A 22,542-nucleotide genomic window follows, 5' to 3' on the forward strand; every position below is an offset into this window, starting at 1 on the left:
CAACGAAACCCGCCCCCACGAAGCACTCGCCTGGAACCGCCCCCTCGAGGTCCACCTCGGCCTCGCCGACCCGACAACCCCGACCTTTCAACGCGAAGAAATCCTGCCAACTACTTGACGCGGGACAGTGGTGGCCCTCGGTGAACGTGGCCGGGTCGAGGGCGTCGATCTCGGCCGGCGAGCCGAGCTGCCGGAACGCGAAGTCGGGGGTCCATCCGGGGCGGGCGCGCACGGCGACATCCTCGCCGTCGATGTCGATCACGACGCGACCCGCCGGCACCTCGAGGGCGGCGACCGGGGTTCCCCGGCGGGCGAGCCACCAGGCGGTGCCGACGCTCGGGTGCCCGGCGAAGGGCAGTTCGCGGGCGGGCGTGAAGATGCGCACCTGCGCGGCGTCGGGGGTGATCTCACCGATGAAGACGGTCTCGGAGTAGCCGAGCGCTTCGGCGATGGACTGCTCCCGTCCCTGCGAGGCAGCGCTGCTCATGACGATGCCGAGCGGGTTGCCCGAGCCTCCGCGCGCGTCCGTGAAGACCCGCACGACGTCGACCTGCACTCCGAAGCTCATCCCGCCACGCTACCCGGCGCCGGGGTAGGGGGTCGGCGTCGCTGTCGTCGTCGGTCATACACCGGGCGCTGTCACCCCGCCGCGCTGTCGACGATCGCGAGCGAGTGGATGCCGCGCCGCCCGCGTTCCTCGTCGAGCACCGCGAGCAGCCGATCGCGGGTGCCGCGACCGTGGGCGAGGGTGAGCGCGACGGCGCGGTCGGCGTCGCGGTGCGCGACGGCGTCGATGATCGCGGCGTGCTCGTCGCGGGCGTGGGCACGGGATGCCGCCGAGCGCACCTCGAGCCAGCGCACCCGGGTGAGGCGGGTGATGGTGTCGGCGACGGCGGCGGCGAGGAACGCATTTCCTGATGTCGCCGCCAGGGCGTGGTGGAAGTCGCCGCCGTCGCGCAGGCCCGTCTCGGGGTCGTCGTGGGAGCGGTGGGTGTCGACGAGCTCCTGCAGGGCGGCGAGGTCGGGGTCGGATGCGCGGTCGACGGCGAGGCGCACAGCGGCCACCTCGACGATCTCGCGGTACTCCATCGCGGCGCGCACCTCGGCGATATCGAGGGACGCGACTGCCCATCCGCGCTCGGTGCGCACGGTGAGGCCTTCGCCGCCGAGGCGAAGGAGTGCGGCGCGGATGGGCGTGCGCGAGAGGCCGAGGCGGCTCTCGAGCGCGCGTTCCGACAGCCGCTCGCCGGGGGAGAGGTCGAGGGTCAGGATCGCGATGCGCAGCTGGCGGTAGGCGCGGGCCTCGCCGGGTTCGTCCACCGGTGCTCCCTTCTGGTATACCAAAGCGGTATACCGATCGTCTCACGAGCCCCGAACCGAGGTCAACGCATGACGCGCATCCCTCCCCGCGCTTGGATCATGCTCGCGCTCGGCATCGCCGCGCAGGCCGCCGGCACCCTGCTCGTCTCCGCGCCCGTGTTCCTCATCCCGCTGCTGCACCTCGACCGGGGCCTCCCGCTCGCGCAGGCGGGACTCCTCTCCGCCGCCCCCACCGTCGGCATGGTGCTCACGCTCATCGCCTGGGGTCACCTGGCCGATCGACGAGGGGAGCGGGGCGTCATCGCGGGAGGACTCCTCCTCACCGCACTGCTCGCGCTCGCCGCCGCGTTGACCAGCGACCTCATCGGCCTCGGCGTCGCACTCCTCGCCGGCGGTGCGGCCGCCGCCAGCACGAACGCGGCGAGCGGCCGCGTCGTCGTCGGATGGTTCCCGCGCGACCGGCGCGGACTCGCGATGGGCATCCGGCAGATGGCCCAGCCCCTCGGCGTCGCGGCCGCCGCGGCCCTCGTGCCCGCGCTCGCGGGCTCCGCGGGCATCCCGGCGACATTCCTCGTGATCGCCGCGGCCCTCGCGATCATCGCGGCCGCCTGCGCGGCGGGCATCCGCAATCCGCCGCGGGCCGCGGCATCCGGCCCCGAGAGACCCGCCGTGAACCCCTATCGGGCGAGCGGGTTCCTCGCGCGCATCCACGCGGTGTCGCTGCTGCTCGTCGTGCCGCAGTTCGCCGTGTCGACCTTCGGCATGGTGTTCCTCATCTCGGCCCTGGGATGGGGCCAGGATGCCGCGGCCGCCCTCGTCGCGATCTCGCAGTTCGTCGGGGCGCTCGGCCGCATCGTCGTCGGCGTCCTGAGCGACCGGGTCGGCAGCCGCGTGCGCGTGCTGCGAGGCGTGGCCGTCTCGGCCGTCGTCGTCATGCTCGCCCTCGCCATGAGCGGTGCATTCGCGTGGGCGGCCGTCGGCGGCGTCATCATCGTGATCGCCGCGGTGGTGACCGTAGCCGACAACGGCCTCGCCTACACCTCGGTCGCGGAAGCGGCGGGCAGCTCATGGGTCGGCAAGGCGCTCGGCGTGCAGAACACCGGCCAGTTCATCGCGGCGTCCCTCGTCGGGCCGGGCATCGGCGCGCTCATCACGGCAACGGGCTTCGCGGGAGCGTTCGCGCTCGTCGCGCTGGTGCCCCTCATCGCCGTGCCGTTGGTGCCCCGGCGCGACGTGCACCGCGAGTGAGTCGACGCGTGAGCCGCGCTCGCGTCACTGTGATGCGGAGCCGGCGAGCTCGCGCTTCACGTAGCCGACGATCGCGTTCGCATGTCCGTGGCCGAGTCCGTGCTCGGTCTTGAGCCACTCCACCACCTCCATGTGACGGTGGTCGTCGAGGCGATCGGCGACGAGGTCGAGCCAGTGCTGCACGGGCTGCCCGTACGTCTTCTCGATGCTCGGGAAGTACGAGACCGGACTCTGCAGCTTGACCCCGACCGGCAGCTCCGGCGCGGGAACACGGTGTGCGCTCATCGCCCCATCATCGCGCGTCACTCGGCGCGCGAGAACTCCGACGCGCGCGCCACCTGGTCGGCGGTGAGGGCGACGCCGGTGTACCGCTCGAACTGGCGCGCGGCCTGCAGCGCGATGACCTCGGCTCCCGTGATCACCGGCACCCCCGCCTCCCGCGCGGCGCGCACGAGCGGTGTCTCCGACGGGAACGCGACGACATCGAAGACGACCGATGCCGCGGCCACCTGCTCGTGCGAGAACGCGAGGGCCGCGGCATCCGGCCCGTTCATGCCGAGCGGCGTGACGTTCACGAGCACACCGGCGAACGGCTCGGGCTCGGCGTCCGTGAAGCGGTAGTCGTAGGCATCGGCGATCGCGCGTCCCGCGTCGAGGTTGCGGGCGAGCACGGTGACGTCGTCGAACCCGGCACCGCGGAACGCCGCGATCACCGCCTTCCCCATGCCCCCGGAGCCGCGCACGACGACCGGCAGCGCCGGATCGACCGCGTGGCTCGCGAGCAACGACGCGACCGCCTCGTAGTCGGTGTTCGACGCCGTCAGCACGCCGTCGTCGTTGACGATCGTGTTCACCGACGCGATCGCCGCTGCGGACTCCTCGACCACGTCGACGAGGGGGATCACCGCCTCCTTATAGGGCATCGACACCGAGCACCCGCGAATGCCGAGCCCTCGCACGCCCTGGATGGCGGCCGTGATGTCGGTGGGGGCGAACGCCTTGTAGACGAAGTTCAGTCCGAGCTCGTCGTAGAGGAAGTTGTGGAACCGCGTGCCGATGTTCGACGGGCGGGCGGAGAGGGAGATGCACAGCGACATGTCTTTGTTGAGGATCGGCACCTGGCCATTCTGCTCTCCGCACGGGACTAGCCTGAACTCGTGCCCCCGCGCATCGTCGTCGTCATCCCGTGCCGCGACGATGCCGACTACCTGGATGCCTGCCTCTCGGCCCTCGACCGTCAGTCCCGGCGCGCCGACGAGGTGATCGTCGTCGACAATGCCTCCACCGATGCGACCGCGGACGTCGCTCGCGCGCACGGCGCGACGCTGTTGCGCGAGGAGCGTGTCGGCATCTGGCCTGCCGCCGCCCGCGGGTACGACGACGCGGCGGCATCCGCCGACATCATCGCCCGGGTCGATGCCGACTCCCGTCCTCATCCCGACTGGGTCGCCCGTCTCGAACGGGCGTTCGCGGAGGACGAGGCCCTCGGCGTGCTCACCGGGGGCGCCGAGTTCTACGACTGCTCGCGGCTGGTCGCCTACCTCGGATCGCACTGGTACATCGGGGGCGGACGCGTATGGATCGGGCTGTGGCTCGGCATCCCGCTCGTCTTCGGCTCGAACTTCGCCATGCGCGTCGCGGTGTGGGAGCGCGTGCGCGACCGGGTGCGCCGCGCCGACCCCCACGTGCACGATGATCTCGACCTCACGATCCACCTGCACGCCGACGACGGGGTGCGATGGGACCGCACCCTCACGATGCCCGTGTCGGCGAGGCCGCTCGTACACGTCGGCGGACTCCTCCGCCGGGTGTGGCGGGTCGTCGAGACGTTCGCGGCGAGCTGGCCCGACGGGCGCTTCCGGGCGGCACGGCGCCAGGTGTAGAGCCTCGTAGACCCGCTCTCGTCGCCGTACGCGGACCCGCCCGGCGAGCCCGCGGCCGGCTCCCACCCCGCCTAGGCTGGCCGCATGCAGGTCGAGTTCGCCGCCGACATCTGGCGTTGGGAGGCCCGCGCCGAGCTGTGGTGCTTCGTCGCCGTGCCCGATGAGATCAGCGAGGCCCTGCACGAGCTGCCCGGGCCTCGTGCGGGCTTCGGTTCGGTGCCGGTCGAGGTCCGGCTCGCGGCATCCGTCTGGCGCACCTCGATCTTCCCGGAGACCGCGCGGGGCCGCTTCGTCCTGCCGCTGAAGAAGGCCGTGCGGCAGCGCTACGGACTCGGAGTCGGAGACCGGGTGACGGTGAGCATCGAGACGGTCGGGATCTGAACCCGCGCACCGTACACTGATGCCATCGCGCCGTGGGCGCGATTCACCGCCGCCGTATCGTCGAGGGGTCACGATGGCCGTCGCCAGCTCAGAGCGCCGCTTCCGCGCGCGCGTGATCGGCATGCTGGCCGCCGCGGTGGTCGCGCTCACCGTGGGTCTTGTCGCCCCGCTGAGCGCCCAGGCGGCAGCGCCCTCCGGCTGGCTCCACACCTCGGGGTCCAAGATCCTGGCATCGGACAACTCGGTGTACACGATCAAGGCGGTCAACTGGTTCGGGATGGAGACCTCGAACTGCGCTCCGCACGGGTTGTGGTCGATCTCCCTCGACCAGGGCATGCGCGAGATCGCGAGCATGGGCTTCAACACGATCAGACTGCCGTTCTCCAACGAATGCCTCGCGGCATCCTCGACGACGTCCATCAACCAGAATCTCAACCCGACTCTGGTCTCGCTCACCCCGCTCCAACTGATGGATGTCGTGATCGCGCGCGCCAAGGCCTATGGGCTCCACGTGATCCTCGATCGCCATCGTCCCGACTCCGGTTCCCAGTCGGCGCTCTGGTACACGTCGCAGTACAGCGAGCAGAAGTGGATCGCGGACTGGACGATGCTCGCGACCCGATACCGGAACGACCCCACCGTGATCGGCGCCGACCTTCACAACGAGCCGCACGACCCGTCGTGCTGGGGCTGCGGGAACGCCGCCACTGACTGGCAGGCCGCGGCGACCCGCGCAGGCAACGCGGTGCTCGCCGCGAACCCCAACCTGCTGATCATCGTCGAAGGCGTCAGCACGCAGGCCGACGGGTCCACCACGTGGTGGGGCGGGGGTCTCAAGGATGTCGCGAAGAAGCCCGTCGTTCTGACGGTGGCGAACCGCGTCGTCTACTCGTCCCACGACTACCCCGCGTCGGTCTACAACCAGTCCTGGTTCAGTGCGGGGAACTATCCCGCCAACCTGCCCGGCGTCTGGGACGCGAACTGGGGCTACCTCCAGAAGCAGAACATCGCGCCGGTGTTCGTCGGCGAGTTCGGCACTCTGCTGCAGACGACGAGCGACAAGCAGTGGCTCGCGTCGATCGTGTCCTACATCCGTGCGAACGGACTCAGCTACGGGTATTGGTCGTTCAACCCGAACTCCGGTGACACCGGGGGTCTCGTTGCGGATGACTGGACGACCCCGCAGGCCGCCAAGCTCGCGGCGCTCGCGCCCATCCTGAGCCCCGTCACACCGCCGTCCCCGGCACCGCTCTCGCCGTCGGCCTCACCCTCGACGTCGACGTCGCCGGTCCCGACGCCCACCGCGACGCCAGCGCCCTCCCCGAGTGCGACGACGGCCCCGTCATCGCCGCCCGCGGCGAGCCCCGCTCCGTCGCCGACCGTGTCCGCCCCGCCCGTGGCGACGCCGTCGCCATCGGCACCGAAGCCGGTGACATCCGGAACCGTGACGACCGCCTGGCAGCTGCAGAGCGCCTGGCAGGCCGGCTATGTCGCGAACTTCGTCGTGACCGCCTCCAGCGCCGTGCACGGCTGGTCGATCTCGTGGTCCTCGCCGAGTGCCACCCAGATCGTGAGCGCCTGGGGGATGGGGTGCACCCTCGCCGGAACCACGATCACCTGCACCGGTAAGGACTGGGCCGGCCCCCTCAGCGCCGGCCAGAGCGTCTGGGTGGGGCTGCAGGTGGCCGCGACATCCGCGCCGGCCAACCCGGCGCTGACAGTGACCGCGAACTGACCTCGCCGCAGCGGTCATCGCTAGCCTGAGGGCATGCCCGAGACCCCGACCGATGCCTCGCTCATCGGGCGTGTGACGTCCTGGATGCTGCGCCGCACGCTGGTGCGGGCGTTCCTGCTCTACAGCCAGAAGCGCGGGCCGATGCTCGCCGACAGCATCACGTACCGCGCGCTGTTCAGTCTCTTCGCGGCCGTGCTTCTGGGGTTCTCCGTCGCCCTGCTGTGGTTGCGGGGAAACCCTGACGCGCTCGCCGCGCTCGTGCGTGCCGTCGACGCGGCCGTCCCCGGCCTCGTCGGCGACGGCGGCATCGTCTCACTCGATGCGATCCCAGCGCCGACCGGCCTGACGATCGCCAGCATCATCTCGATCGTCGGTCTGATCGGTGCGTCGACCGGCGCCATCGGATCGATGCGCGCCGCCTTCCGTGAGCTCGCCGATGCCGGGCATGACGACACGTTCTTCCTCTGGGTGCAGCTGCGCAACCTCGGCGTCGCCGTGGGGATCGGAGTGCTGCTGATCGTGTCGGCGGCCGCCACGTTCTTCGGCACCGCCGCCGTGGGCCTGGTTCTCGGACTCCTGTCCCTGCAGGACGACGGCGTGGAGGCGGGCGTGATGACTCGGGTCGTCTCGGTCGTGGTCGTCCTGGTCCTCGATGCCGCGATCGTCCTGCTGCTCTTCACCGCGCTGATCGGCGTGCCGACCTCGTGGCGCGCCCGCCTGGCGGGCGCAGCCGTCGGCGGTGTCGGTCTCACCGTGCTGCAAGAGCTCTCCGGTCTGTTCGTCGGCGGTGCGGCCGCCAACCCGCTGCTGGCCACCTTCGCGGCGCTCATCGCGCTGCTGCTCTGGATCAACCTGTCTGCGCAGGTCATCCTGATCGCCGCAGCGGTCTGTGTGACCATCGCCGGGCAGCAGCACGACCGGGTGCACGCCCGCCACGGCGCGCGCACGATGGGGCAGTGGCGTCTGCGCATGGCGGAGGCCGCGGCATCCCGTGCAGAGGTCGAGGTGCGTGCCGCCCAGGCGGCGGAGGCCGCGGAACGGGAGCCGAAACCACCCCGCCGCGCCCGCCGAGACTAGGCTGAGAGCATGTCCATCGCACGACTCACCGGCGGTCCCCTCGACGGCCAGCTGCTTCCCTTCGACGGCGACGACGACGAGATCATCGCCCCCTACGGCGAAGGCCAGATCGTCTACCGGCGCTCGGGTGATGCCGTCCAGACCGGCGCCGCCGACGGCCCCACCGAGGTGCCTTTCGCGTACGTCGAGGCCACCGAGCCGATCAACCCGGATCCCGACGGCCGCGACGAGTGAGCGCGGAACCCACGCGGTCCCTCGAGGTCGAGCGCAGCTACGACGTCGACGCCGACACCCCGCTTCCCGACCTCACCACGCTCGGCCTCACGGTCGGTGATGCCGAGCCGCGCGACCTCGACGCGCGCTACTTCGACAGCGCCGACGCCGCCCTCGGCCGCGCCGGCGTCGCCGTGCGCCGCCGGACCGGCGGGCCCGACGAAGGCTGGCATGTCAAGATCGCCACGCCCGAGGGAAAGCTCGAGTGGCACTGGCCGCTCGACATCGACAGCGACCCCGATCAGGTGCCCCCCGCGGTCGCCGAATCGGTCGAGCGCTGGTCGGCGGGCCCGTTCGCTCCGCTCGCACGCATCCGCAACGCCCGCACCGCGTATGCGGTCTCGGATGCCTCGGGCACCCCGGTCGCCGAGCTCGTCGACGACCGCGTGCAGACGGTCGACGAGCGCACCGGACGCGAGCTCGCCTGGCGTGAGTGGGAGGTGGAGCTCACCCCCGACAGCCCCGTCGCCCCGGCAGAGTTCTTCGCCCGCATCGACGCCGCAGTGGCGGCGGCCGGCGGGCGGGTGGCGGCATCCGATTCGAAACTGGCCCGCGCCCTCGGATTCTGACCCACCCGTACGACGAAGGGGCCGCCGCGGAACTCCGCGGCGGCCCCTTCGTCGTACGGCGATCAGAAGTTGATCATGTGTCCTGCGAGACCGTGGAAGCCCTCCTGCAGCGCCTCCGACAGCGTCGGGTGCGTGTGCACGTTGCGGGCCAGTTCGAGCGCGGTCAGGTCCCACTTCTGGGCGAGCGTCAGCTCGGGTAGCAGCTCCGAGACATCCGGCCCGATCATGTGGGCGCCGAGCAGCTCGAGGTGCTCGCTGTCGGCGATGAGCTTCACGAAGCCGACCGGCTCGCCGAGGCCGTGCGCCTTGCCGTTCGCCATGAACGGGAAGGTCGCGACCTTGATGTCGTGACCGGCGTCCTTGGCCTGCTGCTCGGTGAGGCCGAACGAGGCGACCTGCGGCGAGCAGAACGTCGCGCGCGGCATGAAGCGGTAGTCGCCCAGCGTCTGGGTCTCGGCGCCGCCGATGGTCTCGGCCGCCACGACCGCCTGCGCCTCGGCCACGTGGGCCAGCTGCAGCTTGGCGGTGACATCACCGATCGCGTAGATGTGCGGCACGTTGGTGCGCATGTAGTCGTCGATGCCGATCGCCCCGCGGTCGGTGAGCGCGACACCCGTGGTCTCGAGTCCGAAGCCGGTCACGTTCGGCGCGAAGCCGATCGACATGAGCACCTTGTCGGCCTCGACCGACCCCTGCGCGCCGCTCTTGTTGTCGGTGTAGGTGACGGTCACCTTGTCGCCCGAGTCGACGACCGACTCGACCTTGGTGGAGGTGAGCAGGGTGATGCCGTAGTTCTTGTACTGCTTCGCGATCTCCTTGGAGACGTCCGCGTCCTCGTTCGGGAGCGCACGGTCGAGGAACTCGATGATCGTGACCTCGACGCCGTAGTTGGAGAGCACGTACGCGAACTCCATGCCGATGGCGCCGGCGCCAACGATGACGATCGAGCGCGGCAGGTCGCGCGCGAGGATCTGCTCCTCGTACGTCACCACGTTCTGGCTCAGGGTGACCCCGGGGAGCAGACGCACGGTCGAGCCGGTCGCGATGATCGCGTTCGAGAACGTGACGCGCTCGGTCTGGCCGTCGGCCTTGGCGACATCGATCGTGTTCGCGTCGACGAAGGTTCCGCGGCCGTCGTACTCGGTGACCTTGTTCTTCTTCATCAGGTAGTGGATGCCCTTGACGCGGCCATCGGCCACCTCGCGGCTGCGGTCCCACGCGACCCCGTAGTCGAAGGTGACGGAGCCTTCGATGCCGAAGAGCTTCGCCTTGTGGGTGAAGGTGTGGGCGAGCTCCGCGTTCTTCAGGAGCGCCTTCGAGGGGATGCACCCCACATTCAGGCACACACCGCCCCAGTACTTCTCCTCGATGATCGCGGTGGACAGACCGAGCTGGGCGCTCCGAACGGCCGCGACGTAACCGCCGGGACCCGCGCCGAGAATGACGACGTCGTAATGAGGCATGGTTCCCAGCCTAGTCCGCCCGGGACCATCGGATGCCGCGTCGGCCGCCGTGCGAAACCGCTCCGTCATGGCGTCGGACAGCGCGACTATCGAGCGGGAATGAACCGGCGAAGCGGGCGCGGTCGACCGGATCGCATCGGATAGTCTGGACGGGAAGGAGGAGCAGAACCGTGGACGAGAACCAGCCCGGCGCCGGCGACATCCGGCGCGGCGCCAGCGACGCGCAGCGACCCGCGCACGACACGACGCAGACGTTCGGTCACGATTCCGACCTGTCCTTCGTTCCCTTCGGCAGCGAGCTGACCGAACCGGAGATGGCGGCGATCGAGGCCCTTCCGACCGGCTCGGCACTGCTCATCGTGCGCTCCGGTCCCACGGCGGGCGCCCGCTACCTCCTCGACGCCGATGTGATGACCGTGGGTCGTCACCCCGATGCCGACATCTTCTTCGACGACGTGACCGTCTCCCGCCGGCACGCCGAGATCACCCGGGTGGGCGCGGCGTTCGAGATCGTCGACCAGCGCTCTCTGAACGGCACCTACGTCGACGGCGAGCGGGTGGACCGCGCGACACTCGCGAACGGCGACGAGGTGCGCATCGGAAAGTTCCGACTCAACTTCTTCGGCTCGCCCGCCGATCTGGCCGCCGCGCCGGAGGCGTGATGCCGGTCGGCGCCTCCCGCTCGAGCAGTGCGCCGAGCGGGCTTCTGAGCATCGGCCAGGTGCTCGCGCGACTCGCTCCTGATTTCCCGTCGCTGTCGTCGAGCAAGCTCCGCTTCCTCGAGATGCAGGGAATCGTCGCGCCGCGCCGCACCGACAGCGGATACCGCAAGTTCGCGGCATCCGATGTCGAACGCGTGCGTCTCGCGTTGACGCTGCAGCGGGATCACTACCTGCCTCTGAGCGTCATCCGCGACTACCTCGACGATCTCGACGCCGGTCGCACCCCTGAGATCCCGGTGAGCGTCCCGTCCGCGATCGTGACCCCGGCCCGCCGCTACCGGCGCGACGAACTGCTGCGCGAAGCCGGGGCTCCGGCGCAGCTGCTCAACGACGCCGTGACCACGGGCCTGATCCCGCCTGCGGACCCCTTCGACGACCGCGCGCTGACCATGCTGCGATCGCTCGTCGGCCTCGACCGACACGGCATCGGCCCGCGTCACCTGCGCGCGCTCATGCAGGGAGCCAAGCGGGACATCGCGCTCATCGAATCGGCGCTCGCGCCGCTGCTGCACCGCACCGATGCGAGCGCACGCGGACGCGCAGGCGAGGCGGCGCCGGAGCTGGCCCGTCGACTCGACGAAGTGCGCTCGGCGCTCGTTCGACGCGGACTCGACGAACTCGGGATCTGAGTGCGACACGCCGGGGACTCAACTCCGGATGTCGTTGCTCGAGCCGGGTCGCTCCTCTAGCGTGGAATCACCCGAACAGCAGAAGGAGGACGCGAGCATGAACGCTGGCGAACCCATCGGTGGCACCTTCTCGGAGGGCCTGCTGTTCACCGACGGCCTCCCCGCGATGGATGACGAGGTCGGCTACCGCGGCGCCGTGGCTGCGCGCGCGGCCGGCATCACCTATCGTCAGCTCGACTACTGGGCCCGCACCGAGCTCGTCGAGCCCACTGTGCGCAGCGCCACCGGATCGGGGTCGCAGCGCCTCTACGGCTTCCGCGACATCCTGGTTCTCAAGCTCGTCAAGCGCCTGCTCGACACCGGCATCTCGCTGCAGCAGATCCGCACCGCCGTCGAGCAGCTGCGAGCTGCCGGCATCCGCGATCTCGCCGGTACCACGCTCATGAGCGACGGCGCCTCGGTCTACCTCTGCACGTCGAACGACGAGGTCATCGACCTCGTCAGCCGCGGCCAGGGTGTGTTCGGCATCGCCGTCGGCAAGGTGCTGCACGAGGTCGAGTCGACTCTGCTCGACTTCGACCCGCAGGCGCCGGACCCGGCGGACGAGCTCGCCGCACGTCGCGCGCAGCGCTCGGCCTGAGCGCGGGGTCGTCGCCGCATCCGTGAGAGCGGATGCCGCATCCGCGCGCCCGCGCAGAAATCGCCGGCCGTCCGTTCACGATGCGACGGGCGGTGTCGTCGGCGGACTCAGACGGTCGCGTCACCCGGCGTCGGGATGCGACCGGCACGCATGACGCGGTCGAGCAGGGAGTCGAAGTCGGCTGCGAGCTCCTGTGCGGAATCTCCGGGCCAGATGTGCAGCGGCTTCGCCGCGCCCTGCGCCTGCTGCAGAGAGGTGCGCTCGGGCAGCTGCGGGGTGAGCACGAGCGGACCGAACATGTCGCGCAGCTCCTTGATGCGGAACTGGTGCTCGATCGACTGCGGGCGCACCCGGTTGACCACGATGCCGAGCGGCTGGAGGCGGGGGGAGAGGCCCCGGCGGATCTCCTCGATGGCGCGTAGCGCGCGGTCGGCGGCAGCAACGGAGAACAGGCCCGGCTCGGTGACGACGATGACGCGGTCGCTCGCCGCCCACGCGGTGCGCGTGAGGGCGTTCAGCGACGGGGCGCAGTCGACGAGCACGAGGTCGTAGTCGGCCTCGACGGCGGCGAGGGCCTCTTCGAGCTTCCAGACGTCGCGCACGCTGGGGTGCGGGCCGTCGAAGTTGATGGCCGACGGGCTTCCGATGAGCACGTCGATCGTGCCGGGGTGCACCTTCGCCCACCCGCTCGAGGTGATCGCCTGACGGACGACCTTCTCTTTGGGGTTGGCCAGGACATCGGCGATGTTGAGACGACCCGCGACCTGGATGTCCATACCTGTGGACACGTCGGATTGTGGGTCGAGATCGACGACGAGGGTTCGCACACCCCGCGCGAAGGCGGCTGACGCGAGACCGAGCGTCACGGTGGTCTTACCCACGCCGCCCTTGAGGGAGCTGACGGAGAGCACGTGCACGGAGGTCTACGTTACCGTCCCCTAGGCTGTGAGCACACTCAGGCAGAGAGTCCCCGCGATGCGCTCGATGCCGCGACACACGAAGAGGTCTGATGTTCCAGAAGATCCTTGTCGCCAACCGGGGCGAGATCGCGATCCGAGCTTTCCGTGCCGCCTACGAGGTCGGCGCCCGCACCGTGGCGGTCTTCCCCTATGAGGATCGCAACTCCCTGCATCGCCTGAAGGCCGACGAGGCCTACCAGATCGGGGAGATCGGGCACCCCGTGCGCGCCTACCTCGACGTCGACGAGATCATCCGGGTCGCCCTGGAGTGCGGCGCCGACGCGATCTACCCCGGCTACGGATTCCTCTCCGAGAACCCCGAGCTCGCCGAGAAGGCGGCTGCCCACGGCATCGCCTTCATCGGCCCGCCCGCATCCGTCCTCGAGATGGCCGGCAACAAGGTCACCGCGAAGGAGCACGCGATCGCGGCCGGCGTGCCGGTGCTGCGCTCGACCGAGGCATCCGACGACGTCGACGCCCTCGTCGCTCAGGCCGCCGACATCGGATTCCCCATCTTCGCGAAGGCCGTGGCCGGAGGCGGTGGGCGTGGCATGCGTCGCGTCGAGAAGCCCGAAGAGCTCGCCCCCGCCCTCGCCGAGGCGATGCGCGAGGCGCAGAGCGCGTTCGGCGACCCGCGCATGTTCCTCGAGCAGGCGGTGCAGCGCCCCCGTCACGTCGAGGTGCAGGTGCTCGCCGACAAGACGGGCGAGACCGTTCACCTGTTCGAGCGCGACTGCTCGGTGCAGCGCCGCCACCAGAAGGTCATCGAGATCGCTCCTGCCCCGAACCTCGACGACGAGATTCGGCAGCAGCTGCACGCCCACGCGATCGCGTTCGCCCGGTCGATCGGGTACGAGAACGCGGGCACTGTCGAGTTCCTGCTCGAGACCGCCGGCCCCCGCACGGGCGAGGTCGTCTTCATCGAGATGAACCCGCGCATCCAGGTGGAGCACACGGTGACCGAGGAGGTCACCGACGTCGACCTCGTGCAGACGCAGATCCGCGTCGCGGCGGGCCAGTCGCTCGCCGAGCTCGGGCTCGAGCAGAGCGACATCCGCCTGCGCGGCGCGGCGCTGCAGTGCCGCATCACGACCGAGGACCCCACGCAGGGCTTCCGGCCCGACACGGGCACGATCACGACCTACCGCTCGCCGGGCGGTGCCGGCATCCGTCTCGACGGCGGCACGACCGCCGCCGGCTCGCAGGTGAGTCCTCACTTCGACTCGATGCTGGCGAAGCTCACGTGCCGCGGCCGGGATTTCGGTGCCGCCGTGAGCCGCGCCCGGCGCGCGCTGGCGGAGTTCCGTATCCGCGGCGTCGCCACCAACATCCCGTTCCTGCAGGCGGTGCTCGACGACGCGTCGTTCGTCGCCGGGGATGTCAGCACCTCCTTCATCGATGAGCGCCCGCAGCTGCTGCGCGGGCGCGAATCGAAGGACCGCGGCACGAAGATCCTCAACTGGCTCGTCGATGTCACGGTGAACAAGCCCAACGGCGAGAACCCCCTCACGATCGAGCCGCGGTTCAAGCTCCCGACGATCGATCTGACGACGGATGCCGCGCCCGGATCCCGTCAGCGCCTGCAGGAGCTCGGTCCCGCCGGGTTCGCCGCGGCGCTGCGTGCCCAGACCACCCTCGCCGTGACGGACACGACCTTCCGCGACGCCCACCAGTCGCTGCTCGCGACGCGGGTGCGCACGAAGGACTTAGTCGCGGTGGCGCCCTACGTCGCGCGTCTCACTCCGCAGCTGCTCTCGGTCGAGGCCTGGGGCGGTGCCACCTATGACGTCGCGCTGCGCTTCCTCGGCGAGGACCCGTGGGAGCGCCTCGACAAGCTGCGCACCGCACTGCCCAACGTGGCCATCCAGATGCTCCTGCGCGGCCGCAACACGGTCGGCTACACGCCGTACCCCACCGAGGTGACCTCCGCGTTCGTCGCCGAGGCGGCGCGCAGCGGGGTGGACATCTTCCGCATCTTCGACGCGCTCAACGACGTCGCGCAGATGCGCCCCGCGATCGAGGCCGTGCTCGAGACCGGCACTGCGGTCGCCGAAGTGGCCGTGTGCTACACCGGCGACCTGCTCGACCCCGCCGAGGACCTCTACACGCTCGACTACTACCTGTCCCTCGCCGACGAGATCGTCGCCGCGGGCGCTCACGTGCTCGCGATCAAGGACATGGCGGGGCTGCTGCGGCCCGCGGCCGCAGCGAAGCTCGTCTCCGCGCTGCGCGACCGGTTCGATCTGCCCGTGCACGTGCACACCCACGACACCGCCGGCGGGCAGCTCGCGACCCTCCTCGCCGCCAGCGCCGCCGGAGCCGACGCCGTCGACGCGGCCGCCGCGCCCATGTCCGGCACCACCAGCCAGCCGTCGTTGTCGTCGCTGGTCGCGGCGCTCGCCCACACCGAGCGCGACACGGGACTCGACCTCGACGCGGTGGGGAGCCTCGAGCCCTACTGGGAGGCCGTCCGGCACCTCTACAAGCCGTTCGAGTCGGGCCTTCCCTCGCCGACCGGCCGCGTCTACCACCACGAGATCCCGGGTGGCCAGCTCTCCAACCTCCGTCAGCAGGCGATCGCCCTGGGGCTCGCCGACGACTTCGAACTCATCGAGGACATGTACGCGGCCGCCAACCGCATCCTCGGGCGCGTGCCGAAGGTCACCCCCTCCTCGAAGGTCGTGGGCGATCTCGCGCTGCACCTCGCGGCCGTGAAGGCCGACCCGGCCGACTTCGAGGAGAACCCGCAGCGCTACGACATCCCCGATTCGGTCGTGGGCTTCATGGCGGGCGAGCTCGGCGATCTGCCGGGCGGCTGGCCCGAGCCCTTCCGCTCGAAGGTGCTCGCCGGACGCACCGTCGACATCTCTCTCACCCCGCTCAGCGTCGACGACGAGCGCGCGCTCAACGGCGACGCGGCCGAACGCCGCCAGACCCTCAACCGGCTGCTGTTCCCGGCACCCACACGCGCGTTCGCCCAGACCCGGGAGGTGTTCGGGGACCTCAGCGTGCTCGACACCACCGGCTACCTCTACGGCCTCGCGGCCGGCGAGGAGCATGCGGTCGACATCGATCGCGGCGTCAAGCTCTTCGTCGGACTCGAGGCCATCGGCGAGGCCGACGACAAGGGCATGCGCACGGTCATGACGACCCTGAACGGCCAGCTGCGCCCCGTGTTCGTGCGGGATCGCAGCATCACCGTCGAGACCCGTCAGGCGGAGAAGGCGGACACGACCAAGCCCGGTCAGATCGCCGCGCCGTTCTCCGGCGTCGTCACGATCAAGACCGCCGTCGGCGACCGCGTCGAGGCCGGGCAGCCCGTGGCATCCATCGAGGCGATGAAGATGGAGGCGGGCATCACGGCGCCGATCCAGGGCGTGGTGGAGCGGATCGTCATCGCCCCGACCGCGCAGGTCGACGCGGGAGACCTTTTGGTCGTGATCCGGCCCGCGCACTAGCCTGGGGGAGGCGTGGCACCGTCCCTGTGACGCCAGGAGCCCCAGAACTCATGACCGAACGCACGGATCCGGCATCCCGCGACGACGGCGACGATGACGTCGTCGCGGCCCCCGTCAGCATCGACGCATCCAATCTCGACCTGTTCAGCAGCCAGACCGCGCAGGTCACCATCGTGCTGCCCGCATCGACCGACGACGACGAGCTCGACGACGACGGATCGGGTGAACTCGTCGACGACGGCGACGAGATCGATGTGACGATCGCCGCGGAGGTCATCGATGACGGTGCGGCAGACGACGACGAGCGTGACGGCGACGAGATCGACGACCAGGAGAGCCCCGTCGACGACGAGGAGACCCCCGTGCCCGACGAGACGACCGACGACGCCGTGATCGACTCGACGCCCGAGGTGATCGACGTCCCCGTGCCGGCTCCCGTAGCCGCCACCGACTCGGCAGCTCCCGTCGCGGCGGCGGTCGCCGCCGTCGCCGTGAGCGAACCCCGTCGCACCACCGACCCGGTGCAGCTGGTCGCCCGCCGCGCGGGCGAGGTCGCCGGCGACCGCGGGACATCCGATCTGCTCAGCGCCGACCGCCTGCTCGAGAACGTCAAGGTGGCGCGCCCCGAGCCCGAGGGCCTGTGGCCTTCGCTCGTGTTCGCGCTGTCGGGCCGCCGCATCAATCTCGGCGACAACCGTCGCGCCCGCGCCCGCAAGGAGCTCGACCAGAAGATCGCCGCGCCGCTCTCAGGTCGTGCGCGATTCGTCGCCGTGCTGTCGCGCAAGGGCGGGGTCGGCAAGACGACCGTGACGACGCTGCTCGGCATGGCACTCGCATCGGCACGCGACGACCGAGTGATCGCCGTCGACGCGAACCCCGACCGCGGCACGCTCGCGGAGCGCATCGGACGCCCCAGCGGCAAGACCGTGCGTGATCTTGCGCGCGCCGGAGCCGTCGTGAGCGGCTTCAACGAGATCTCCTCGATCGTCGCGCGCGACGAGACGCGCCTCGATGTGCTCGCTTCCGACGCCGACCCGCGCGTCTCCGACGCCTTCAACGACGCCGACTATCGGGATGTCGCGACTCTCGCCGCGCACTACTACTCGGTCGTGCTCACCGACACCGGCACCGGAATCGTGCACGAGGTGATGGGGGCGACCCTCGACCTCGCGGACGGTCTCGTGATCGTCGCCGGTCTCAGCGTCGACGAGGCGCGCCTCGCGAGCGAGACGCTCACGTGGCTCGAGACCAACGGATACGCAGATCTCGTGCGCCGTGCCGTCGTCGTCATCAACGCGTCCCGTCCGGGCGCGTCCGCCGTGAGGGAAGCCGAGCTCGAGGCGCACTTCCGCTCCCGTGTGCGCGACGTCGTGCGGGTGCCCTACGACCCGGCCATCGCCGTCGGCGGACCGATCTCCTTCCGCGAGCTGCTGCCCGCCACCCGTCAGGCCGCGCGCCTGCTCGCCGCATCGGTCGTCGAGGGGCTGCGGTCGGTCTCGAAGGTCGCCTGAACCGTGGCGGTACGAGGCATCCGGGTCTTCGGCGACCCGGTTCTGAAGAGCGTCAGCGCGCCCGTCGGTGAGATCGACGAGGGCACCGAGGCGCTCGTGCGCGACCTGATCGACACCGTGCAGCTGCCGGGGCGGGCGGGGGTCGCCGCGCCGCAGATCGGTGTCGGCGTGCGGGCGTTCAGCTACAACGTGGACGGCGAGATCGGCTACGTGCTCAACCCGGTGCTCGTGGAGGTGGCGGGGGAGCCCGTGCTGACCGGCGAGGGGTGCCTGTCCGTGCCGGGCTTGTGGCACGACGTGCTGCGCTATCCGCACGCGAAGGTCGTCGGCATCGGGCTCGACGGCGCCGAGATCGTGCTCGAGGGCGACGGTCTCATGGCCCAGGCGCTGCAGCACGAGACCGATCATCTCGACGGCATGCTCTATCTCGACCGGCTCGAGCCGACCACCCGCCGGGTGGCGATGCGCGAGATCCGCGAGAGCGACTGGTTCTGACGCTTTCGGTCAGGGGTCGCTCCCGCGGATCGGATGCCGCGTCCCGCCGCGTCAGCGCAGTGAGACGTTGGTGGTGTTGACGGGCACCTCGTAGAGAGCGCGGATCTCGTCGGCGAAGTCCGAGAGGATCACGTTGCGCTTGATCGAGAGCTTCGGCGTGAGGTGTCCGCTCGCCTCGGTCCACTCGGTGGGCAGGATCGTGAACTTGCGGATCGACTCGGCCCGCGAGACGCCCTGGTTCGCCCGGTCGATCGCCTTCTGCACCTCGTCGCGCACCTTGGGGTTCTCGGCGGCCTGTGCGAGCGTGAGGTCGGTCGGAAGTCCGTTGTTCGCGGCCCACGTCGGCAGCATCTCGGGGTCGAGGGTGACGAGCGCGGCGATGAACGGCTTCTGGTCGCCGACGACGACGACCTGGCTGACGAGGATGTTCGCACGGATCGGGTCCTCGAGGGCGGCGGGCGCCACATTCTTGCCGCCCGCAGTGACGATGATCTCCTTCTTGCGGCCCGTGATCTTCAGGAAGCCGGCGGCGTCCAGTTCACCGATGTCGCCCGTGCGGAACCACTCGCCGTCGAACGCCTCGGCGGTCGCCTCGGGGTTGCGCCAGTACTCCTTGAACACGTCGATGCCGCGCACCTCGATCTCGCCGTCCTCGGCGATGCGCACTCCGACTCCCGGGAGCACGGGGCCGACCGTGCCGATCTTGATGCGGTCGGGGGTGTTCACCGTGGCGGGCGCGGTGGTCTCGGTGAGTCCATACCCCTCGAGGATCTTCACGCCGAGCGCGTCGAAGAAGTAGCCGAGCCGCTCGCCGAGGGGCGCCGACCCCGAGATGGCGTACTGGATGTTGCCGCCCATGCGCTCACGCAGCTTCGCGAAGACGAGGCGGTCGAAGAGACGGAACTTCACCCGCAGCGAGAACGGGATCTTCTCTCCTGCCTGACGAGCCTTGGCGTACTGGATGCCGACGGCCGCCGCGGCGCGGAAGATCTTGCCCTTGCCGCCCGACTCGGCGATCTGCTCGGCCGAGTTGTAGACCTTCTCGAACACGCGGGGGACCGCGAGCAGGAACGTGGGCTTGAACGAGCCGAGCGCGTCGATGAGCTTCGAGGTGTCGGGCTGGTGGCCCGTCTTCACGCCGGCGTGGATGTTGATCACCGAGATGAACCGGGCGAACACGTGTGCGGTCGTGATGAACAGCACGGTCGAGGCGCCCTCGGTGGTGACCACGTTCTCGAGCGACTGGGTGGCGTTGCGGGCGAGCTCGACGAAGTTGCTGTGCGTGAGCACGCAGCCCTTCGGGCGGCCGGTCGAGCCGGATGTGTAGATGAGGGTGGCGATGTCGGAGCCGACCGCGAGGCCGCGGCGGCGCTCGATCTCCTCGTCGGCGACGCCGGCGCCCTCGCGGCGGAGGTTGTCGAGCGCACCCTTCTCGATCTGCCAGGTGGCGCGCACGAGGGGGAGGTCGCCGGCGATCTCGTCGAGCTTTGCCTGATGATCGGCGGACTCGACGAGGCAGGCGATCGCCTCCGAGTTGGACAGGATCCATTGGATCTGGCTCGCCGAGCTCGTCTCGTAGATCGGCACCATGACGGCGCCCGCGTAGAAGAGGGCGAAGTCGACGAGTGTCCACTCGTAGGTCGTCTTCGCGAGGAAGCCCACCTTCTCGCCGGGCTGGATGCCCACGGCGACGAATCCCTTCGCGAGCTCGACCACCTGGCGGCGGAACTCCGCGGTGGCGATGTCGCGCCACCCGCCGGATCCGTCGGGTACGGCGAACAGGGCGCCCTTCGGGTCCTTGGCGACCCGCTGCTCCAGCAGGTCGGTGATGTTCGCGTCGGGGTCCGGGGTGACCAGCGGAGGGGTGTAGACCTCGGCCGTTGCGGCGACAGTGCTCATGGCGGCAGCTCCTTCGATACCGGTTGCTCGTGCTGAAACTCAGTCTACATTTGCGCGAGACCGAGTCTCACTGACACGGGCGGCACGATCGGGGGGATGCGCTCGCTTGTAGACTGCTTCCCCTGAGCGTACGCGAAGGGATCCCGCGTGTTCTATTGGTTCATGAAGTACGTGGTGATCGGTCCGGTCATCAAGGCGATCTTCCGACCCTGGGTCGTGGGCCGCAGCAACATCCCTGCACGCGGCGCGGCCATCCTGGCGAGCAACCACCTCTCGTTCGCCGATTCCATCTTCCTGCCGCTCATGATCGACCGCCCGATGAGCTTCCTCGCCAAGAGCGACTACTTCACGGGCAGAGGTCTGAAGGGGTGGGCGACGAAGATGTTCTTCAAGGCCACCGGGCAGATCCCGATCGACCGATCGGGCGGCAAGGCATCCGAGGCATCCCTCAACACCGGTCTCCAGGTGCTCGGGCGTGGAGACCTGCTCGGCATCTACCCCGAGGGCACCCGCAGTCCGAACGGCATCCTTTACCGGGGTCGCACCGGAATCGCCCGCATGGCGCTCGAAGCCGGGGTGCCCGTCATCCCCGTCGTCATGGTCGACACCGACGCGATCCAGCCGATCGGGCGGCGAATTCCGCGCATCGGGCGTGTGGGGGTCGTCATCGGCGAGCCCCTCGACTTCACCCGGTTCGCCGGGCTGTCGGACGACCGCTACGTGCTTCGATCGGTCACGGACGAGATCATGGTGGCGCTGCAGCGCATCGGCGGCCAGCGCTACGACGACGTCTACGCGTCGGCGGTGAAGGAGCGCCTCGAACAGGCCCGCAACACGGAGCCGGTCACCTCGGGCGCGCCACTAGACTGAGCGGATGCTCCAGCAGCTCGACGCCCTCGATCAGTGGCGTTCGCTTCCCATCAAACAGCAGCCGTCCTGGCCCGACGCCGATGCCGTCGCCGCGGTCTCGGACGAGATCGCGTCGCTGCCTCCACTCGTGTTCGCCGGTGAGGTCGACCTCCTGCGCGAGCGTCTCGCGCGGGCGGCATCGGGCAACGCCTTCCTCCTGCAGGGCGGCGACTGCGCCGAGACGTTCGCGGGGGCGACGGCCGACCAGATCCGCAACCGCATCAAGACGGTGCTGCAGATGGCGGTCGTGCTGACGTACGGCGCCTCGATGCCGGTCGTGAAGATGGGCCGCATGGCGGGTCAGTTCGCGAAACCGCGATCGAGCGACGACGAGACCCGCGGCGGCGTGACACTGCCCGCCTACCGCGGCGACATCGTGAACGGCTACGACTTCACCGAGGCCTCCCGCATCGCCGACCCGCAGCGTCTGCTGAAGGGCTACCACACGGCCGCCTCGACCCTGAACCTCATCCGCGCGTTCACGCAGGGCGGCTTCGCCGACCTGCGCGAGGTGCACTCGTGGAACAAGGGCTTCGCGCAGAACCCGGCGAACCAGCGCTACGAGGGTCTCGCCGCCGAGATCGACCGCGCGATCAAGTTCATGGAGGCGGCCGGTGCCGACTTCGACGAGCTGCGCCGCGTCGAGTTCTACACGGGCCACGAGGGTCTGCTCATGGACTACGAGCGCCCCATGACCCGCATCGACTCCCGCACGGGCACGCCGTACAACACGTCGGCGCACTTCCTGTGGATCGGGGAGCGCACCCGTGATCTCGACGGCGCACACGTCGACTACTTCTCGAAGATCCGCAACCCCATCGGGGTCAAGCTCGGACCGTCGACCTCGACCGACACCGCTCTCGCGCTCATCGACAAGCTCGACCCCGAGCGGGAGCCCGGACGCCTCACCTTCATCACGCGCATGGGCGCGGGCAAGATCCGCGACGCGCTGCCGCCGCTGCTCGAAGCCGTGCGCGACTCGGGAGCGACCCCGCTCTGGGTCACCGACCCCATGCACGGCAACGGCATCACATCGCAGAACGGCTACAAGACCCGTCGCTTCGACGACGTGGTCGACGAGGTGCGCGGCTTCTTCGAGGCGCACCGCGCGGTCGGCACGTTCCCCGGCGGCATCCATGTCGAGCTCACCGGCGACGACGTCACCGAATGCCTCGGCGGATCCGAGCAGATCGATGAGGCCACCCTCGCGACCCGCTACGAGTCGCTGTGCGACCCGCGCCTGAACCACATGCAGTCGCTCGAGCTCGCGTTCCTCGTGGCCGAGGAGCTCGAGAAGCGCTGACTCTCGCGGAGAGACAGTGAGGGGGTGGATGCCGCGGCATCCACCCCCTCGTTCTGCGTCCTGGCGTT

The 22,542-nt window shown here is 70.0% G+C and carries 22 protein-coding genes; 15 read left to right on the top strand and 7 right to left on the bottom strand.

Going from position 1 to position 22,542, the window contains the following annotated elements; translation table 11 throughout:
- Both RR49_RS15965 and RR49_RS06160 read right to left on the bottom strand, forming a co-directional pair.
- On the bottom strand, positions 1 to 568 hold a 568-nt coding region (locus RR49_RS15965), incomplete at its 3' end, for a PhzF family phenazine biosynthesis protein (RefSeq protein WP_157013167.1).
- A 71-nt stretch (positions 569 to 639) separates the two neighbouring features.
- Positions 640 to 1,320 (bottom strand): GntR family transcriptional regulator, encoded by a 681-nt coding sequence (locus RR49_RS06160; RefSeq protein WP_045247199.1) that lies wholly within the window; start codon positions 1,318 to 1,320, stop codon positions 640 to 642.
- 69 nt (positions 1,321 to 1,389) lie between these two features.
- On the opposite strand from RR49_RS06160, the gene RR49_RS06165 reads away from it, so the two are divergent.
- A complete protein-coding gene (locus tag RR49_RS06165) occupies positions 1,390 to 2,568 on the top strand; it encodes an MFS transporter (protein ID WP_045247200.1) in 1,179 nt (392 codons plus the stop codon).
- A 24-nt stretch (positions 2,569 to 2,592) separates the two neighbouring features.
- Here RR49_RS06165 and RR49_RS06170 read toward each other — a convergent pair whose 3' ends face one another.
- Positions 2,593 to 2,853, bottom strand: a complete 261-nt coding sequence (locus RR49_RS06170; protein ID WP_045247201.1) for a DUF4287 domain-containing protein — start codon at positions 2,851 to 2,853, stop codon at positions 2,593 to 2,595.
- Between the two features lie 17 nt (positions 2,854 to 2,870).
- Entirely contained in the window at positions 2,871 to 3,686 is an 816-nt protein-coding gene (locus RR49_RS06175; RefSeq protein ID WP_045247202.1) for a shikimate 5-dehydrogenase, read from the bottom strand.
- A 39-nt stretch (positions 3,687 to 3,725) separates the two neighbouring features.
- Between RR49_RS06175 and RR49_RS06180 the strand changes: the two genes are divergently transcribed.
- From RR49_RS06180 to RR49_RS06205, 6 genes are all read left to right on the top strand, one after another.
- Positions 3,726 to 4,451, top strand: coding sequence for a glycosyltransferase family A protein (locus RR49_RS06180; protein WP_045247203.1), 726 nt, complete (start codon positions 3,726 to 3,728; stop codon positions 4,449 to 4,451).
- An 84-nt stretch (positions 4,452 to 4,535) separates the two neighbouring features.
- Positions 4,536 to 4,832, top strand: a complete 297-nt coding sequence (locus RR49_RS06185; protein WP_045247204.1) for a DUF1905 domain-containing protein — start codon at positions 4,536 to 4,538, stop codon at positions 4,830 to 4,832.
- A gap of 73 nt (positions 4,833 to 4,905) precedes the next feature.
- Positions 4,906 to 6,567, top strand: a complete 1,662-nt coding sequence (locus tag RR49_RS06190; protein ID WP_045247205.1) for a cellulase family glycosylhydrolase — start codon at positions 4,906 to 4,908, stop codon at positions 6,565 to 6,567.
- A 33-nt stretch (positions 6,568 to 6,600) separates the two neighbouring features.
- The gene (locus RR49_RS06195) at positions 6,601 to 7,644 is read left to right on the top strand and encodes a YihY/virulence factor BrkB family protein (RefSeq protein ID WP_045247206.1); all 1,044 of its coding nucleotides are present in this window, start codon (positions 6,601 to 6,603) and stop codon (positions 7,642 to 7,644) included.
- Between the two features lie 9 nt (positions 7,645 to 7,653).
- Positions 7,654 to 7,878, top strand: a complete 225-nt coding sequence (locus tag RR49_RS06200) for a hypothetical protein (RefSeq protein ID WP_045247207.1) — start codon at positions 7,654 to 7,656, stop codon at positions 7,876 to 7,878.
- Positions 7,875 to 8,486 (top strand): CYTH domain-containing protein, encoded by a 612-nt coding sequence (locus tag RR49_RS06205; RefSeq protein ID WP_045247208.1) that lies wholly within the window; start codon positions 7,875 to 7,877, stop codon positions 8,484 to 8,486. The genes RR49_RS06200 and RR49_RS06205 overlap by 4 nt, the downstream gene beginning before the upstream one ends.
- Before the next feature lie 62 nt (positions 8,487 to 8,548).
- Here RR49_RS06205 and lpdA read toward each other — a convergent pair whose 3' ends face one another.
- On the bottom strand, positions 8,549 to 9,949 hold the full coding sequence (lpdA, locus tag RR49_RS06210; protein ID WP_045247209.1) for a dihydrolipoyl dehydrogenase: 1,401 nt from the start codon (positions 9,947 to 9,949) through the stop codon (positions 8,549 to 8,551).
- Between the two features lie 170 nt (positions 9,950 to 10,119).
- Here lpdA and RR49_RS06215 point away from each other — a divergent pair, with 170 nt between their 5' ends.
- From RR49_RS06215 to RR49_RS06225, 3 genes are all read left to right on the top strand, one after another.
- A complete protein-coding gene (locus RR49_RS06215) occupies positions 10,120 to 10,611 on the top strand; it encodes an FHA domain-containing protein (RefSeq protein WP_045247210.1) in 492 nt (163 codons plus the stop codon).
- Positions 10,611 to 11,300, top strand: coding sequence for a transcriptional regulator FtsR (gene ftsR, locus RR49_RS06220; RefSeq protein WP_045247211.1), 690 nt, complete (start codon positions 10,611 to 10,613; stop codon positions 11,298 to 11,300). Before RR49_RS06215 ends, ftsR begins: the two co-directional genes overlap by 1 nt.
- A 97-nt stretch (positions 11,301 to 11,397) precedes the next feature.
- Positions 11,398 to 11,940 carry a MerR family transcriptional regulator gene (locus RR49_RS06225; RefSeq protein ID WP_045247212.1) on the top strand — a complete coding sequence of 181 codons (543 nt, stop codon included), beginning with the start codon at positions 11,398 to 11,400 and terminating at the stop codon, positions 11,938 to 11,940.
- Between the two features lie 107 nt (positions 11,941 to 12,047).
- Here the strand turns inward: RR49_RS06225 and RR49_RS06230 are convergent, their stop codons facing one another.
- A complete protein-coding gene (locus RR49_RS06230; RefSeq protein ID WP_045247213.1) occupies positions 12,048 to 12,857 on the bottom strand; it encodes a ParA family protein in 810 nt (269 codons plus the stop codon).
- Positions 12,858 to 12,949: 92 nt separating this feature from the next.
- Between RR49_RS06230 and RR49_RS06235 the strand changes: the two genes are divergently transcribed.
- Genes RR49_RS06235 through RR49_RS06245 form a run of 3 tightly spaced genes read left to right on the top strand, consistent with a single transcriptional unit; the run spans position 12,950 to position 18,363 of the window.
- Positions 12,950 to 16,357, top strand: a complete 3,408-nt coding sequence (locus tag RR49_RS06235; protein ID WP_045247214.1) for a pyruvate carboxylase — start codon at positions 12,950 to 12,952, stop codon at positions 16,355 to 16,357.
- A gap of 50 nt (positions 16,358 to 16,407) precedes the next feature.
- On the top strand, positions 16,408 to 17,868 hold the full coding sequence (locus RR49_RS06240; RefSeq protein ID WP_045247215.1) for a MinD/ParA family ATP-binding protein: 1,461 nt from the start codon (positions 16,408 to 16,410) through the stop codon (positions 17,866 to 17,868).
- Positions 17,869 to 17,871: 3 nt separating this feature from the next.
- Positions 17,872 to 18,363, top strand: coding sequence for a peptide deformylase (locus RR49_RS06245; RefSeq protein ID WP_045247216.1), 492 nt, complete (start codon positions 17,872 to 17,874; stop codon positions 18,361 to 18,363).
- A gap of 51 nt (positions 18,364 to 18,414) precedes the next feature.
- Here the strand turns inward: RR49_RS06245 and RR49_RS06250 are convergent, their stop codons facing one another.
- Positions 18,415 to 20,262 carry an AMP-dependent synthetase/ligase gene (locus RR49_RS06250; protein WP_045247217.1) on the bottom strand — a complete coding sequence of 616 codons (1,848 nt, stop codon included), beginning with the start codon at positions 20,260 to 20,262 and terminating at the stop codon, positions 18,415 to 18,417.
- 147 nt (positions 20,263 to 20,409) lie between these two features.
- Between RR49_RS06250 and RR49_RS06255 the strand changes: the two genes are divergently transcribed.
- Complete coding sequence (locus RR49_RS06255) at positions 20,410 to 21,132, top strand: lysophospholipid acyltransferase family protein (protein WP_045247218.1); 723 nt, start codon at positions 20,410 to 20,412, stop codon at positions 21,130 to 21,132.
- A 4-nt stretch (positions 21,133 to 21,136) separates the two neighbouring features.
- Complete coding sequence (locus tag RR49_RS06260; protein ID WP_045247219.1) at positions 21,137 to 22,474, top strand: class II 3-deoxy-7-phosphoheptulonate synthase; 1,338 nt, start codon at positions 21,137 to 21,139, stop codon at positions 22,472 to 22,474.
- Positions 22,475 to 22,542 lie beyond the last annotated feature (68 nt).

This window comes from Microbacterium ginsengisoli, assembly GCF_000956535.1.
In the GTDB taxonomy this organism is placed as follows: Bacteria; Actinomycetota; Actinomycetes; order Actinomycetales; family Microbacteriaceae; genus Microbacterium; species Microbacterium ginsengisoli.

Coding starts and splice junctions, on each gene's coding strand:
- RR49_RS06190 (WP_045247205.1), top strand. CDS start 4,906: ATGGCCGTCGCCAGCTCAGAGCGCCGCTTCCGCGCGCGCGTGATCGGC.
- RR49_RS06195 (WP_045247206.1), top strand. CDS start 6,601: ATGCCCGAGACCCCGACCGATGCCTCGCTCATCGGGCGTGTGACGTCC.
- ftsR (WP_045247211.1), top strand. CDS start 10,611: ATGCCGGTCGGCGCCTCCCGCTCGAGCAGTGCGCCGAGCGGGCTTCTG.
- RR49_RS06165 (WP_045247200.1), top strand. CDS start 1,390: ATGACGCGCATCCCTCCCCGCGCTTGGATCATGCTCGCGCTCGGCATC.
- RR49_RS06240 (WP_045247215.1), top strand. CDS start 16,408: ATGACCGAACGCACGGATCCGGCATCCCGCGACGACGGCGACGATGAC.
- RR49_RS06170 (WP_045247201.1), bottom strand. CDS start 2,853: ATGAGCGCACACCGTGTTCCCGCGCCGGAGCTGCCGGTCGGGGTCAAG.
- RR49_RS06250 (WP_045247217.1), bottom strand. CDS start 20,262: ATGAGCACTGTCGCCGCAACGGCCGAGGTCTACACCCCTCCGCTGGTC.
- RR49_RS06235 (WP_045247214.1), top strand. CDS start 12,950: ATGTTCCAGAAGATCCTTGTCGCCAACCGGGGCGAGATCGCGATCCGA.
- RR49_RS06185 (WP_045247204.1), top strand. CDS start 4,536: ATGCAGGTCGAGTTCGCCGCCGACATCTGGCGTTGGGAGGCCCGCGCC.
- RR49_RS06260 (WP_045247219.1), top strand. CDS start 21,137: ATGCTCCAGCAGCTCGACGCCCTCGATCAGTGGCGTTCGCTTCCCATC.
- RR49_RS06225 (WP_045247212.1), top strand. CDS start 11,398: ATGAACGCTGGCGAACCCATCGGTGGCACCTTCTCGGAGGGCCTGCTG.
- lpdA (WP_045247209.1), bottom strand. CDS start 9,949: ATGCCTCATTACGACGTCGTCATTCTCGGCGCGGGTCCCGGCGGTTAC.
- RR49_RS06200 (WP_045247207.1), top strand. CDS start 7,654: ATGTCCATCGCACGACTCACCGGCGGTCCCCTCGACGGCCAGCTGCTT.